Here is a 14,232-nt window from a genome sequence, read left to right on the forward strand (position 1 = left end):
TTTAACTCAAGCGAGTAATTCTGGCAAGTCCTCAGCCGCCGATGGCGTCGAGCTCCTCGATCGCGTCGGCCGGGAGGACCAGGCTCGCCGCGGCGATGTTCTCGCGGAGGTGGGCCACGGACGAGGTCCCGGGGATGAGAACGGTCGTGGGCGAGCGCCGCAGCAGCCAGGCCAGCGCGACCTGCTGCGGCGAGGCGTCCAGGCGGGCGGCCACGTTCGTGAGCGTTTCGGACTGGAGCGGGGTGAAGCCGCCCAGGGGGAAGAAAGCGGCGTAGGCGATGTTCTCGGCCGCGCATCGGTCGACGAGAGCGTCGTCCTGCCGGTTGGCGAGGTTGTAGAGGTTCTGCACGGTGACGACGGGTGCGATGGCCTGCGCCTCGGTGAGCTGGGCCGCGGAGGCGTCACTGATGCCGAGGTGGCGGATCAGACCTTCCCGTTGCAGCTCGGCCAGGGCGCCGAACGGCTCCGCGAGCGACTCCTCTCCGGTGCCTTCTGCGGCCAGGCGCAGGTTGACGACGTCGAGGGCGTCCAGGCCGAGACGCTGGAGGTTCTCGTGGACCTGGGCCTTGAGGTCCTCAGGCTCCAGTGCGTGATTCCAGCTGCCGTCCGCGCCGCGGCGGGCGCCGACCTTGGTGACGATGTGCAGGTCCGCCGGGTAGGGGTGCAGGGCCTCCTTGATGATCTCGTTGACGACGAAGGGCCCGTAGAAGTCGCTGGTGTCGATGTGGGTGATGCCCTGCTCGACGGCCTCGCGCAACACCGCGATGGCCGCGTCGCGGTCCTTGGGCGGGCCGAAGACCCCGGGCCCGGCCAGCTGCATGGCGCCGTAGCCCATGCGGGTGATGGTGAGGTCGTCCGCGAGCGTGAGAGTCCCACCGGGAAGGCTGCCTGCCATGTCCGTACCTTTCATCTGAAATGCATCTCCAACGTTGCGGTTGCTTTTTGATGCTAGCGGCAGAGAATTCCAACCGCAACGTTGTAGATGGGGTGGCGCTAGGATGTCGCCATGGCGTGGGACACCGAGGGGACGCGGCGGCGGCTCAAGGAAGCGGCGACGGTCGAGTTCGCCGAGCACGGGCCGGACGGCACGACCATGGCCCGCATCGCCGAGCGGGCCGGGATCAACAAGGAACGCCTGTACAAGTACTTCGGCGACAAGCAGGCCCTGTTCGAGACGGTGCTCACCGACGAGCTCAAGAAACTCGCCGAGACGCTGGGGCCACCCCCGGGCGACTTCGAGAACATCGGCGAGTTCGTCGGGCGCAACTTCGACTACCACGTGGCGCATCCCCATCTCGTCCGCCTGCTGCTGTGGGAGGGCCTGGCCGGTGGCCCCGTGGCCGACGAGGCGCAGCGCTCCGCCTTCTACCAGGACAAGACGCGGGCCTACGCCGCCGCCCAGCGCGCCGGGATCCTCGACGACGACCTCGACCCTGATCATCTGGCGTTCATGGTCATCGGGCTGTCCGCATGGTGGGTCTCGACGCCCCAACTCGCCCGCATGCTCACCGGTGCCGACGACGACGATGCGACAGAGCACGCCCGGCGTCGCGCCAGCGTGGTGCGCGCGGTACAACGGCTGGCCCGACCGCCAGGCGCTGACCGGGCGAGATGACCCGAAATTCGGTGGACAGGCGGGGTTCTGGGCCGGTGGGATGAGGCCTCGTTGTCCATGGCGGGGAGAGTGCGTGTCCACAGGCGTATCCATTGACGCGGCCCTGGTCGGCCGGTTGCTCGCGGCGCAGTTCCCGCAATGGGCGGAGCTGCCCGTCTCGCCGATCAAGGTGTCCGGGATGGACAACGCGACGTTCCGGCTGGGCGCGGACATGTCCGTACGGCTGCCGCGCTATCCCCGCTGGGTCGGGCAGGTCGAACGCGAGCATCGGTGGCTGCCCCGGCTCGCCCCGCACCTGCCACTGCCGATCTCCGAGCCGCTCGCCAAGGGCGCTCCCGGCGAGGGCTACCCCTTTCCCTGGTCGGTCTACCGGTGGCTGCCGGGTGAGACCGTGATCATCGAGCGGCTCGCCGATCCCGTACGGACCGCGCGCGAGCTCGCCGGGTTCGTCGCGGCGCTGCAGAAGATCGACGCCACCGGCGGGCCGGGGCCCGAGTGGAGCAACGCGTTCCGAGGGGTGCCCATGGGTGACGAGCGGGACTCCGTAGCCGTCGAGGCCCGCGTACGTCCCAAGATCGAGGCGTTGCGCGGCCTGATCGACGTCGGCGCGGTGACGGCCGTGTGGGAGGCCGCGCTGTCGGCGCCCGCGTGGGACGGTCCGCCGGTGTGGATCCACGGTGACCTGGCGCCGGGCAACCTGCTGGCCGTCGACGGCAGGTTGAGCGCCGTCATCGACTTCGGGACGCTGGCCGTGGGTGATCCGGCGTGCGATCTGGTGCCCGCGTGGACGTTCCTGTCCGCCGAGGCGCGGGGGGCGTTCCGGGCGGCACTCGACGTCGACGACGCCACCTGGGCACGCGGCCGTGGCTGGGGGCTGGCGTCGTCGCTGCCCACCCCCGACGACCCCTACTTCGACGTCCCCGGACGCCGGGACGCCGCCCTGCGCCAGCTCGACGAGCTCATCGCCGACCTCGGTTAGCGACCGGTTGACGGCGTCAGCGGTCAGTCGGTCTCCTGGAAGACCTTGGACGCGCGCGCCAGGCGGCTGCCGAGGTTGGCGCGGAGGGCGGCGAAGCGGTCCGGGTTGCCGGCGACCACCTTCCGCTGAAGGGCGGAGTCGGCGGCGAACCAGGCCGCCACCAGCCCCGACTCCCACTTGCACCTGGTGTCGGCCGTGGCGGTGCGCTTCTCCTCGGCGGTGACCCTGGGGTGGTCAAGGTTCCAGCGGGCGTCGGCGATCGCGGCCTCGGCGGTGGGATAGGCGTATCCGGCCTTGACCATGCAGGCTCGCCAGCGGGTGGCGGCCTGGACGACGGCCGGGTCCGTGGCGGCCTTCTCCAGGGTCTCGGCGTCCTGGACGGCGAGCCAGGGCCAGTCGGCCGGCTCCGCGCCTCGGGTCAGGACGGCCGCGGCGCGGCTCATGCAGCCGGAGTCGGCGGTCTCCCCGTACAAGTGGGTTCTGGCGGTTTTAGAGAGGTTGGCCTCCCACTGAGGTGGTCTGGCGTGTGAGTCCAAGCGGGACAGGTGGTAGCCGGTGAGCGCGGCCTGTGCCGGGTCGGCGACGCCGTAGCGGCGGGTGTTGCCCGGATCGCCGGCCCTGACGGCGGCCACCGCGACCATGGGCGGGGCGGCCGAGACGCCGTGGCGGCGCATGCACCGCGCGACCAGCCGGGCCTGGGCGTTGGCCAGCAGGACGCGCTGCTCCGGGGTGGGCTTGTAGGCGTCGAACGGGAGCACGAGATCGGCCACCGACGCCACCGAGGGAACGGAGGGCTCGTCCGGGCGCGGCGCGGCCGCGCAGGCCGTGACGACGAGCAGCAACGACGCGCCAGCCCAGAGGGCGGCGGGTGGGGATGGCAGCGCTCCACGGCGGCCGGTCTCCGGTCGCCCGCTCCGGAACCCGGCTCCGCCGCCCACGGTCAGCGACACCAGATGTCGACGGAGCTGACGCTGTCGTCGGCGAAGTAGCCGTCGGTCTCGTTCGCGATGAACGTGCTGTGCGCCCCGGTGAAGTAGGGGTGCTGCCACAGCGTGGTGCCGCAGCCGATCTGGTTCCGGAACGAGCTCGTCTCGTCGGCCATGCTGTGCCGGGTGGTGCCGTGGTCACGGTCGAGCCAGGTGTCGTCGCTCAGGTCGGAGTCGTCGGCGACGAAGTCGCGCCAGTAGTCCTCGGTCCCCCGGTTGTAGTCGGTGCCCGCGTAGAAGCAGACCCGGCCACCGGCGCACGTGCCGCTCGGTGTCGCGGACGCGCTCACGGCCGGGACGACCACGGCGCAGAGGGCCGCCACGACGACACTGGTGCTGAGCCGCACGTTGCCTCCTTGTTCGCGTGAGCAACCCCACCCTGATTCAGGGCCTCGGCGCAGGAGAAGCAGACTCACGCGAACAAGGACGATTCTTTTCCTATGTACTGACTTCCAGGGATACGGTCGGGTCGGCGAAGCGTTCGTTCGGCACCTGGGCGTACCAGCCGGGCCGCCCCGGGTCCCGGTCGTAGGGGTATCCGCCCAGCTCCTGGTAGAGCTCGGCATAGCGGGCGACCCGGTCCTTGTCCAGCCGGACGCCCAGCCCCGGCCCGGTCGGCACCGCTATGGCCCCGTCGGCGTAGGACAGCTTGCCGCCCTCGATCACGTCGTCGCGGAGCTGGTGGTAGTGGGCGTCGGCCGCGTACGTGAGGTTGGGCAGGACCGCGCCGAGATGCAGCATGGTCGCCAGCTGGATGCCCAGCTCGCCGGAGGAGTGCACGGCCACCCCGAGCTGGAAGGTCTCGCACACCCCGGCCGCCTTGACGCACGGCCGGATCCCGCCCCAGAACGTGGTGTCCAGCAGGACCACGTCGGCGGCCCGGCGCAGCACGTTGGAGGCGAGCTGCTCGAAGTTGACGACGACGGTGTTCGTCGCCAGCGGCACCCGGACCTGCTCGCGGATGGCCCTGAGCCCTTCGAGTCCCCAGACCGGGTCCTCCAGGTATTCGTTGTTCAGTCCCTCGATGGCCCGCCCGAACCGCAGCCCCTCGGCCACCGACAGGACCGCGTTCGGGTCGTAACGGAGCCGGTCGTCGGGGAAGGCGTCCGCCAGCGCCCGGTAGCACTCCAGCTCGAAGTCGGGCGGGAACACCCCGCCCTTGAGCTTGTGCACGGTGAACCCGTGGGCCGCCTTGAGCTGCCTGGTGTGCTCGACGAGCTGGTCCGGCGTGCGTACCTCGGCGTATCCCGCCGCCGCGTAGCGGAAGAACAGGTAGGAGGCGAACGGCACGGAGTCGCGCAGCCGCCCGCCGAGCAGGTCGCTCGCGGGCACTGCGAGATGCTGCCCGATCAGGTCGATACAGGCGAACTCGATGGCCGCCAGGAGCTGGGTGCGGTTGTTGTAGAGCGACGCGGTCGGGTTGGCGATCTTGAACCGCAGCGCCTCCAGCTGGAACGGATCGTGGCCCTTCAGGTACGGCATGAGCGCCCGGAACGCCGCCTCGGCGCTCTCCCCGCCCCCGCCCATCTCCCCCAGGCCGATCAGCCCGTTGTCGGCCTCGACCTCGACGATCGTGCGGACGAACCGACCCCAGTGGGCGCCGTTGCTGTGCCGGAGGGGCGCCTCCAGCGGAACGGCGACCGTGGTGGCCCGGATGTCAACGATCTTCACTCGCACGTCCCCCAAATAGCGGCCACACCGCACGCGGGCAGCCGTACCTTGACCGATTCCGATGAGACCGATTCCGATGAGACCGATTCCGATGAGACCGATTCCGATGAGACCGATTCCGATGAGACCGATTCCGTTGAGACCGACTCCGCCGAGACCTCCAAGGGCCGCAGCTCCCGCTCCAGACCGGCGCTCACCAGAGCGCGGCGCAGCCCCGGCAGCCGGACCGTCGCCTCGACCGGCTCGGCGGCCAGCGACTGCAGCCGGACCACGATCTCGTTGTCGCCGTTCTGCCCGAGCGAGGTGACCAGCACGTCGGGGTGGTCGACCGAGACGAACGACTTGACCGCGTCGGGCGAGCTGGTGAGCAGCGCTCCGACGAACTGGTCCGTCAGCCCGGCCGCCGCCCGCGCGCCCAGCCGCCTGCCCTCGACCCCCGGGGCCGACATGATCGAGTAGCGGAACGTGGTCTCCCCCTGCTGCTGGGCGGGGAAGTTGGTGTCCCAGATGTTGTTCAGCGCCCAGGAGTAGACCGTGCCCGGCTCCTCGTCCAGCGTCGGCGGGAACGGCGCGTACGGCATGTGGATGGTGCCCAGCTGCACCAGCGGCGCCTCCAGCGTGGCCCAGGCGACGGTCAGCTCGGGATCCTCGAAGGCGATCCAATGCCTGATCGGCAGCATGTACTCGGCCGAGCCCGGCACCCGCGGCACGTCCGGCCCGCCGACGCCGCCGGTCAGCTCCCAGGCCGTCGCGGGGCCCGAGGCGAACGGGAAGGCCAGGAAGACGGCCTCCTTGGCGGGCGTGCCCTGCTTGGCCAGCTGGTAGGTCAGGTCGAGCCGGGCCACGCCGTTGTGCAGCTCGATCGTGGTGCGCAGCCAGTCGACGCCCTTGCCCTGCAGCTCGACGACCAGCTTCTCGCCCACGGCGGTCCGCTGCGCCTTGACGATGGTGGCGTTCCTGCCGATCGCCCGGTCGCCGAGCAGGGTGCGGTCGTGCGCCCCGACGTGCCCGGACAGGTGGTTGAAGTGCGGGGCGGTGGCGTAGCGGTCGTAGACGTACTGGCCGAACCCGGCGGCGGCACTGTCGTTGACCAGCTCCCGCCCGGCCGCCTTGTCGAAGATCGAGCGGATGACGCCTTCGCGGACGTCGTAGCCGACCCGGTAGAACTCGTTCTCGATCACCCCGCCCAGGTCGAGCTCGACCGGCTCGGCCGCTCGGACCTCACCCCTGACGACGTCGATCCGCGCGTAGCCGTAGCCGGGGACCTCCGGCACCACGGCGTGCAGGTGCCGCCCGATCGGCCGGGTCGGCCAGTCGGCCGGGTCCACGAACTCCTCGTGGTGCGGGATCGTCTCGCCGCTGCGCGCGTCCACGAGCGCGATCGGCACGTCCGCCGGGACCACGTCCCGGGGCAGGAACGCGCGGACGACGTCGGTCCTGCTCGCCGTCCCGGGGTTGAAGACGGCGAAGGACGCGAGCGCTGACGGATCGGCCGCACCGCCGTCGGAGAGCGCGCCGCCGCCCGAAAGCACACTGCCGTCGGAGAGCGCCGCGCCGAACCGGCGGACGGCGGCGTGCAGCAGGTCGGCCGCGTCGTCCTGGGCGTCGTAGGCGCCCGACGACTTGCGGGTCCACTGCAGGCCACCCGAGTCGCCCGCCTCCTCGGCGTCCTCCCAGGGGTTGGCCGCGCCCCAGGTGTGCTCGTTGAACAGCGCCACCTTGTCGTAGGCCTCGTCGATCTGCTCGGTCGCGTCGGCGCCGGCGATCGTGTGCAGCGTCTCGGCGATGCGCAGCGCGGACTGCGCCCGCCGTACGTATCCGAGGGGCCGCGCGCCGGAGCCGAGCCCGTCGGCCCACCAGTCGGTCCAGTCGCCCTCGTGCACGGCCAGGCGGTCGTGGTAGCGCTCTTCCACGTGCTCGAAGAAGTCGCTGTTGACCGCGGACCGCAGCCGGGGGAAGGCCCACTGCTCGTTCCACCTGCGCGCGATGGAGGCGGGCACGATCGAGGGTCCCGCGTTGTCGGCGTGCGCGCCCTGGACCCGCAGGTGCAGCACATCCAGCTCGTACGGCTCGCGCGGCGCGTCAGGCCCCTGCCAGCCGAACGTACCGGGCCCATAGGGGTAGCCGCGCGAGGCCAGCGCCGACAGGTAGCGCGGCAGCAGGTCGTCGGCCAGCTCGTAGGAGTCGGTGAGCCCGACCGTGTTGCCCTCCATGTACGCCATGCCGTGGGGGGTGTCGGTGAACCAGACGATCACCTCCTTGCCGCTCGGCGCCCGCCACCGGAACGGCCGGGTCAGCTTGTCGCCCCCGTGCAGGTACGGCACGGACCGCCCGGCCCAGTTGTGCGCCGCGGCGAGGTAGCGCACCCCGGCGGCGTTCAGCGCGTCGATCACGCCGACGACCGCGCCCGGCACGTCGGTGTGCATGGCCGACTTGGTGGCGAAGCCGTACTTCTCCTGGAGCCGCGTGGTGAAGCGGAGCTGCCGGTAGAGCTCCTCGGTCGAGCAGGCTTCGGTGTGCAGCTGGAAGGGCAGCGCGGTCACCTCGATGACGCCGGCGCGGGCCAGCGCGGCGAACTTGGCGACCTGGTCGGCGGGCCGGGCGTCGAGCCACTTCAGCGCCGGCATCGACGACTCGACCGACCACCTGAACCGGGCGTCGTCCGGCCAGGAGGCGGTCTCCTCGGCCAGCCGGAGTGCCGCGTCGAGGTAGTCGAGGTGGTGGCGGAGCACCGTGCCCTGCGGGTCGGTGTAGCCGATGTCGAGGTGCGAGTGGTGGACGACGAACACGCTCCACTTGCGCTGCGGGGTGATCGTGATCTCCGCGGAGCCGATGAGCCCGGCGTCGTCGCGCGACTCCAGGGTCAGCACGCGGGGCGCGGTCACCTCGGGCACGAGCAGCGTGACGTCGGTGCCGGAGGCGCTGTCCTCGCCCACCAGCACGTGCGTCAACGGCACGGTGCTCGTCACCCTGACCGCCTGCCGGCCGTCGTGGGTGAACAGCGGCAGCACCGCGACGCGCACCTCCACGCCGCGCACGCCGATCACCGCGGTCGAGGTGTCGTTGCGCAGCGCCTGCCTGATCCCGTCATAGTCCGGCGAGCCGAGGCTCCGCTGCAGCAACCGGCTGGTCATCAAACACTCCCTAGAGACAGGCCACGGGCGAACAGCCGCTGGGTGGCGAGGAACAGCAGGACCGTCGGCAGCGAGACCATGAGCCCCGCCGCGAGGCCCACGGGCACCGGGGTGCCCGCGTAGACGTCGGTCATCAGCCCGGCCAGCGCGGTCATCACCGGCCGTACGTCCTCGGTCTGCGTGAGCGTCAGGCCGAAGATGAGGTCGTTCCAGATGAAGGTGAACTCGAGGATGAACACGGCCGCCAGCGCGCTGACCGACAGCGGCAGGTAGATGCGCCAGAAGATCCGCCAGGTGGTGGCGCCGTCCATGCGGGCCGCCTCGAAGATCGAGAACGCCACTCCACTGTAGAAGTTACGCAGCACGAAAGCGGCCAACGGCACGTTGACCGCCGTGTAGACCAGGAGCAGGCCGCCCCTGGTGTCGTACAGGCCGAGGTCGCTGTAACCCACGAACAGCGGCACCAGCAGCATCTGCGACGGGAAGATCGTGCCGCCGAAGATGAGCAGGAACCACCAGAAGCCGTGCCGCAGCCGGAGCACCACGATCGTGTAGCCGGCCAGCGCCCCGATGAGCACGCCGAGCATGGGTGACACGACGCTGTAGAGCGCGGTGCTGGCCAGGCTGTCCGACAGGTTCGCGCTGTCGAGGGCCCGGGAGATGTTGTCGAACAGCGCGAAGCTGCCGGACGGCTGCCACGCCTTCGACGGGTCGTACGACGCCGCGGGCCGCGCGGCGTTGACGAGCAGCAGGTAGGTCGGGCCCAGCCAGATCAGGCCGAGCACGATGAGTACGGCACGCCGGATCATCGCACCTGCCTCCTGAGGTAGAGGAAAGACGCCAGCCCCGTGACCACGGTGAGCATCACCGCGACCGAGGCGCCGTAGCCGTAGTCGCTGGCCACGAACGTGTCCTTGTACATGGTCACCGCGAGCGTCTCGGAGTTGCGCCCAGGGCCACCCTGCGTCAGCACCCAGACGATGTCGAACGTCTTCAGGCTCGCCACCAGCGCCAGCCCCACCACGACCGCGGTGAGGGGCGCCATCAGCGGCCAGATGACATGCCGGAACAGCGTCCACCCCGAGGCCCCGTCGATCCGCGCGGCCTCGATCGGCGCCTTGGGGATGGACTGCAGCCCCACCACGAACAGCAGCGTGTTGACGCCGAGCTGCTGCCAGGTCCAGACCAGCAGCATGGCGATCGTGTTGTGCGGCGCCTTCTGCAGGAAGGCGGTGTCGACGCCGAGCAGGATGTTCGCGATGCCGTCGTGCGACAGGATCGGGCTCCAGACCATGGCCAGCCCGGCGCCGCTGAGCGCGTAGGGCAGCATGAACGGCACCCGGTACCAGACGCCGCCCTTGAGGTCGTACGACAGCACCGCCACCAGCAGGCCGAGCCCGACCGGCAGCGCCATCGTGCCGACCACCCAGATGAGCGTGTTGCCTAAGGCGGTGAGGAGGGCGGGGTCGTCGAGCAGCTTGCCGAAGTTACGCAGGCCGACCCACTCGGGTGGCGCGAGGCCGTCGTATTTGGTGAAGCTCAGGTACGCCGTCCACAGGAAAGGCACGTAGAGCAGCCCGGCGACCAGCAGAGCGGCAGGAGCGACATAGCCGTACCGAAAACGGCCAAGTATGGGCGCGCGCGTGCTCATGGCCTCACTCCGTTCGGCGGGCTCGGTCGCCAAATGCCGCCGTCTTCCCCCGTCGCTCTGGTCGCTACGCTCCCGGCGCTCCTCCTCCAGACGACGGCGCTCCCTCGCCGACTCACTGGTGCGTACTCCAGTACTCGTCAGCGGCCTTCTGGATGGTCTCCAGCACTTCCTTGTACGTGCCGGGCTCGGTCACGAACTTGCTGAAGCCGTCGAGCGCGGCCGTCAGGATCGGCGGTGGTGTGGCTTCGAAGTAGCGGTTGACCAGGCGGTACTTGCCGCCGCCCGCGTCCTTGGTGACCTGGCCGAGTGCCTCGTCCTTGATCGTCACCTTGGGGTTGGCGCTGACGTCGCCGCGGGTCGTGGCCCACTTGTCCTGGGCGGGCTGCGTGGTCCACCACTTGAGGTACTTCTGGCCGGCCTCGGGGTCGGCCGCCTTGGTCAGCGAGCAGAGCGGGCCGCTCTCGAAGATCATCGAGGTCTTGGGGAGCGAGGCGTTCACGTTCGGGATCGCGAAGAAGCCGTAGTCGGTGCCGGCCTTGAGGTCCCGCTGGGTCATGCTGGTGTTGAACCAGGTGCCGAAGGAGACCATCGCCGCCTTGCCGTTCTTCAGCACGTCGCCCGGGTCGGTTTTATCGCCGGGATTGATGAAATATCCGGCGTCGATGAGCTGCTTCCACTTCTCCATCACCTGGACCACGCCCGGGTCCGTGTACTTGGCCTTGCCCGTGGAGAGCCGGTCGTACAGGTCGGGGTCCATGCCGGCCATGAGCTGCTCGAACCAGACGAAGGAGAACAGCACGCTGGTGTGGTAGAAGGCCTTGACGTTGTTCTTCTTCAGGGTCTCGGCCGCCTTGACCAGCTCGTCCCAGGTGGTGGGGGGCTGCAGGCCGTACTTGTCGAAGACCTTCTTGTTGTAGAACATGCCCCAGTAGGCGACGTTCATCGGCACGCAGTACTGCTTGCCGTCCACCGTGTAATAGGGGGCCAGGTCCTGTGACAGGTCGCCGGCCTTGATGGCCTCCTGCCAGATGGCCGAGGTGTCGGCCACCTGCTTCTGCTTGACGATCTCCTCCAGCATCCCGCCGGTCTGCCAGGTGAAGAGATCGGGTTTGACGTTCGTACGGAACGACGCCTTGATGAACGCCTGGTACTGGGCCGAATCGGTGTAGCCGACCGGCTTCATGCCTAAGCTGATCTGCTGCTTCGACAGAGCGCCCATCTCGTCGAAGTATTTGCTCCAGGCGCCCTTGTCGTTGTAGAGCGACAGTTCGGACTTCTTCTGCGGCGCCTCGGTATTGCCGCCACAGGCGGCGAGAAAGAGAGCTGCCACGCCGAGCGTGACAACGCGTGACCGGATCATGCCCCGGCCTCCTTGTTTCATTTGGGGGGGTGTTGCAGCCTCTGCTCTATTACGGTCTTGACGTCCACCAGGTGAGCCCGCATCCGCTCCTCGGCCGCTGCGGCGTCACGCGCCTCAATGGCCTCCAGGATCGCCAGGTGCTCGTCGTAGTCACGGCGCCGGTCGTCGAAGATCTGCAGGATCTCCCGCTGCTCGGGACCGTGGACGGTCAGCAGCGAGTCGACCACCTCGTGCAGCACGCTGTTGCCCGCCAGCCGGGCCGTCGCCCGGTGGAAGGTCATGTTGGTGTCGTGCAGCTCGGCGTCCTGACCGCGCAGGTGCCTGGCGGCGGCCTCCAGCACGCGCTGGAGCGCGACCAGCTCCTCGCCGGTCGCGCGTGCGGCGGCCATCGCGGCCAGCGGCGGCTCGATGACGATGCGCGCGCCGAGCAACTCGAGCAGCTGGGCGCCGTGCATCTCCCGCATGTTGGGGTTGGGGAGCACGAGCCGCTCGATGTCGGCTCCGACGTAGATGCCGGATCCGTGCCGCATCTCGATGGCCCCGGTGGCCTCGAGCCTGCGCAGCGCCTCACGCAGCGTCGGGGTGGTGACGGCGAAGCGCTGGGAGAGCTCCCGCGTCGAGGGCAGCCTGTCGCCCGGCCGGTGCCCACCTGCACGGATGAGCTCCAGCATGCGCTCGGTCAGAGCGTCGGAAAGGCTGGGCCGCGTTACCTCGGACATATCAAGTCATCTAATCACTTTTCCTCATGGTCGTCTATGAGGAGATTAGCTGTCGGCAACAGAGCCTCAAGTCGCCGCCCGGCGGGCGGCGACCAGCGGCCTCAGGGCACCTTGGCCACGACGTGCCGGTGCGGCTTCACGGGATCTATGTGCTCACGCTGGAACGCGTTGTCCACCAGTGTGGCGAACGCGGCCTCATTGGGCACCGCGTCGTTGTTCTTTATGACGTCATCGATGACGTTCGCCCGGGTCTCGGTGAAGCTGTTGTCTAATTTCTGGACGTAGTACTTCGGCTCCTCCGCCCAGGCGACTCCGGGGGTGAGGAAGGAGTAGAAGGGGGCGAACGCCGAGTCCCGGTCCCCTTCGGGGACGGCCGTCTCGATGGCCGAGACGAGCTGGTTACCGACGTCGTCGGCGCCATTCGGGTCCTTGAGCGCGTAATAGACGACCAGCTTGTCGTATTTGACGGATTTCTTGGTGTCCGCCCTGCTGGACAGGAACACCTTGAACGACCTGAAGAACGGACCGACGTCGGCGTTCCTGAACAACGGGACGAGACCGCGGACCGCCTTCAGCGCGGCCGCCTGGTCCTTCACGTTGACGATGAGGCGCCGAGCGCGATTTGTCAGGGTTTGCGTCTTCTGCGCGCGCGGCAACGGGAAGGCCTCGTTGGTCAGGTGGAAGTAGTCGCCGTCCCGCAGCTCCTTCCAGTTGTCCGCCGAGTTCTGGGCCGCCACCTCATAGCCGCCCTGTCTCTGGTCGTCGAGCAGACTTTGGAAGTCCCGGCTGCCGATCGGCGTGTTCAGGTAGCCGGGCGGGCCCTCACCCATGAAGGAGTACACGCGCTTGACCACGTTCTGGGGGCGTCTGCGGCCGGCGCTGTTGTAGTACTCCCGGTAGGCCTTGGCGAGGAAGTTCCGGTTGATGACGGCGTCGCTCGGGCGGCGGGCCGGCGCCGAGGCCGACCGCGCCGGCTGGGAGCCGACATTCGAGAGCGCCGCGCGCTTGGTCTTGCTCACCGACTTGACGACGCCTGTCGAGGCACCGGGAACGCCCGGAGTGGTGCGACGTTTGTTCTTCTTCTTCTTTTTCTTGAGCGTGTTCTTCGGCATCGACGGTCTCCGGGGGTCAGGGCGTCTTGACGAGGTGGGTGTGCGGCGCGGCCGGGTTCACGCCCTTGGCCGTGAAGGCCGCGTTCACCAGGTTGATGAAGTCCTCTGCGTTGTCCACCTTGTCGTGGTCGGCTATGACCTCCGCGATGATGTCGCGGCGGTTGCTGGTGAAGCTGCCTGCCTGCTTCAGGAAGTACTTCGGCTCCTCCGCCCAGGCGACCCCCGGAGTGCGCGTCTTGTAGAACGGGGCGAACGCGTCGTCCAGTTCGTCCGGCCGCACCACCTGGGTGATGGTGTCGGCGATGCGGTCCCCGACCAGGTCCGACCCGTTCACGTCCGCGTCGGAGGTCAGGTAATAGATGACGAGCTTGTCGTACTTCACCCTCTTCTTCGCGGCCGCCGTCCTCGACAGGTAGATCTTGAACTTCCTGAAGTACGGCGAGACGTCGTTGTCCCTGAAGAGCGGTGTCAGGGCCTTGGCCACCTTGAGCCCGGCTTCCTGCGTCTTCACGTTGACGATGATGCGCCGCGCCCGGTTGTCCAGCGGTCTCGTTATGTAGGCCTGGTTACTGACGTGGAAATAGCCGCCTGCTGCCAGCGCCTCCCCCAGGGGCTTCCCGTTCTGGCTGGACACCCTGTAGTCGGGATTGTTGGCTGTGAACGTGTCGAACTCGTCGTCCGTGACCGCCTGCGCCAGGTAGCCGGTCTCCCCCTTGCCCATGAAGGAGTACAGGCGCTTACGCCGGTCGGCCATCGGGGTACGGACCCCGTTGGCGTAGTACCTCTTGTAGGCGTTCTCCAGGAAGTCCCGGTCCGACGGCGGGTTCACCGGCGCCTTGGGCGGCGGGGCCGGGGCCGACAGGTCGACCAGCGAGTCCGACCGCTTGGGCTTGGTCAGCACGACCGTGCCGGCCAGCCCCTTCGCGGTGTCGGCCGGCGGGGACTTACGCGTCTTCTTCCTGGTGGTGGCCTTCTTGAGCCTGCTCCATAGCGACATGTCCGGCT

At 69.0% G+C, this 14,232-nt stretch carries 13 protein-coding genes; 2 read left to right on the forward strand and 11 right to left on the reverse strand.

What is annotated here, in order from left to right; genetic code table 11:
• Window positions 1-31: 31 nt before the first annotated feature.
• Window positions 32-895 (reverse strand): oxidoreductase, encoded by an 864-nt coding sequence (locus tag LDL49_RS23505; RefSeq protein WP_225293349.1) that lies wholly within the window; start codon window positions 893-895, stop codon window positions 32-34.
• A gap of 111 nt (window positions 896-1,006) precedes the next feature.
• On the opposite strand from LDL49_RS23505, the gene LDL49_RS23510 reads away from it, so the two are divergent.
• On the forward strand, window positions 1,007-1,615 hold the full coding sequence (locus LDL49_RS23510; protein ID WP_225293351.1) for a TetR/AcrR family transcriptional regulator: 609 nt from the start codon (window positions 1,007-1,009) through the stop codon (window positions 1,613-1,615).
• 73 nt (window positions 1,616-1,688) lie between these two features.
• Window positions 1,689-2,594, forward strand: coding sequence for an aminoglycoside phosphotransferase family protein (locus LDL49_RS23515; protein ID WP_225293353.1), 906 nt, complete (start codon window positions 1,689-1,691; stop codon window positions 2,592-2,594).
• Between the two features lie 23 nt (window positions 2,595-2,617).
• Here the strand turns inward: LDL49_RS23515 and LDL49_RS23520 are convergent, their stop codons facing one another.
• The 10 genes from LDL49_RS23520 to LDL49_RS23565 all read right to left on the reverse strand — a co-directional run bounded on the left by LDL49_RS23520 (window position 2,618) and on the right by LDL49_RS23565 (window position 14,224).
• On the reverse strand, window positions 2,618-3,544 hold the full coding sequence (locus tag LDL49_RS23520; RefSeq protein ID WP_225293355.1) for a hypothetical protein: 927 nt from the start codon (window positions 3,542-3,544) through the stop codon (window positions 2,618-2,620).
• Window positions 3,535-3,927: a peptidase inhibitor family I36 protein gene (locus tag LDL49_RS23525; protein WP_225293357.1), complete on the reverse strand. Its 393-nt coding sequence runs from the start codon at window positions 3,925-3,927 to the stop codon at window positions 3,535-3,537. Before LDL49_RS23525 ends, LDL49_RS23520 begins: the two co-directional genes overlap by 10 nt.
• A gap of 91 nt (window positions 3,928-4,018) precedes the next feature.
• Complete coding sequence (locus tag LDL49_RS23530; protein ID WP_225293360.1) at window positions 4,019-5,251, reverse strand: enolase C-terminal domain-like protein; 1,233 nt, start codon at window positions 5,249-5,251, stop codon at window positions 4,019-4,021.
• A complete protein-coding gene (locus LDL49_RS23535) occupies window positions 5,248-8,385 on the reverse strand; it encodes a glycoside hydrolase family 38 N-terminal domain-containing protein (protein WP_225293361.1) in 3,138 nt (1,045 codons plus the stop codon). Before LDL49_RS23535 ends, LDL49_RS23530 begins: the two co-directional genes overlap by 4 nt.
• Window positions 8,385-9,194, reverse strand: coding sequence for a carbohydrate ABC transporter permease (locus LDL49_RS23540; protein WP_225293363.1), 810 nt, complete (start codon window positions 9,192-9,194; stop codon window positions 8,385-8,387). Before LDL49_RS23540 ends, LDL49_RS23535 begins: the two co-directional genes overlap by 1 nt.
• Entirely contained in the window at window positions 9,191-10,036 is an 846-nt protein-coding gene (locus tag LDL49_RS23545; protein ID WP_225293365.1) for a carbohydrate ABC transporter permease, read from the reverse strand. The genes LDL49_RS23540 and LDL49_RS23545 overlap by 4 nt, the downstream gene beginning before the upstream one ends.
• 112 nt (window positions 10,037-10,148) lie before the next feature.
• A complete protein-coding gene (locus tag LDL49_RS23550; RefSeq protein WP_225293367.1) occupies window positions 10,149-11,396 on the reverse strand; it encodes an ABC transporter substrate-binding protein in 1,248 nt (415 codons plus the stop codon).
• A gap of 17 nt (window positions 11,397-11,413) precedes the next feature.
• Window positions 11,414-12,115, reverse strand: coding sequence for a FadR/GntR family transcriptional regulator (locus LDL49_RS23555; RefSeq protein WP_225293369.1), 702 nt, complete (start codon window positions 12,113-12,115; stop codon window positions 11,414-11,416).
• A gap of 101 nt (window positions 12,116-12,216) precedes the next feature.
• Window positions 12,217-13,227: a T3SS effector HopA1 family protein gene (locus LDL49_RS23560; protein ID WP_225293371.1), complete on the reverse strand. Its 1,011-nt coding sequence runs from the start codon at window positions 13,225-13,227 to the stop codon at window positions 12,217-12,219.
• Between the two features lie 16 nt (window positions 13,228-13,243).
• On the reverse strand, window positions 13,244-14,224 hold the full coding sequence (locus tag LDL49_RS23565) for a T3SS effector HopA1 family protein (RefSeq protein WP_225293373.1): 981 nt from the start codon (window positions 14,222-14,224) through the stop codon (window positions 13,244-13,246).
• Between the last annotated feature and the right edge of the window lie 8 nt (window positions 14,225-14,232).

Origin of the sequence: Nonomuraea aurantiaca, from assembly GCF_020215705.1 — a bacterium.
Lineage (GTDB): Bacteria > Actinomycetota > Actinomycetes > Streptosporangiales > Streptosporangiaceae > Nonomuraea > Nonomuraea aurantiaca.

Coding starts and splice junctions, on each gene's coding strand:
- LDL49_RS23505 (WP_225293349.1), bottom strand. CDS start 895: ATGGCAGGCAGCCTTCCCGGTGGGACTCTCACGCTCGCGGACGACCTC.
- LDL49_RS23550 (WP_225293367.1), bottom strand. CDS start 11,396: ATGATCCGGTCACGCGTTGTCACGCTCGGCGTGGCAGCTCTCTTTCTC.
- LDL49_RS23560 (WP_225293371.1), bottom strand. CDS start 13,227: ATGCCGAAGAACACGCTCAAGAAAAAGAAGAAGAAGAACAAACGTCGC.
- LDL49_RS23535 (WP_225293361.1), bottom strand. CDS start 8,385: ATGACCAGCCGGTTGCTGCAGCGGAGCCTCGGCTCGCCGGACTATGAC.
- LDL49_RS23545 (WP_225293365.1), bottom strand. CDS start 10,036: ATGAGCACGCGCGCGCCCATACTTGGCCGTTTTCGGTACGGCTATGTC.
- LDL49_RS23510 (WP_225293351.1), top strand. CDS start 1,007: ATGGCGTGGGACACCGAGGGGACGCGGCGGCGGCTCAAGGAAGCGGCG.
- LDL49_RS23565 (WP_225293373.1), bottom strand. CDS start 14,224: ATGTCGCTATGGAGCAGGCTCAAGAAGGCCACCACCAGGAAGAAGACG.
- LDL49_RS23540 (WP_225293363.1), bottom strand. CDS start 9,194: ATGATCCGGCGTGCCGTACTCATCGTGCTCGGCCTGATCTGGCTGGGC.
- LDL49_RS23555 (WP_225293369.1), bottom strand. CDS start 12,115: ATGTCCGAGGTAACGCGGCCCAGCCTTTCCGACGCTCTGACCGAGCGC.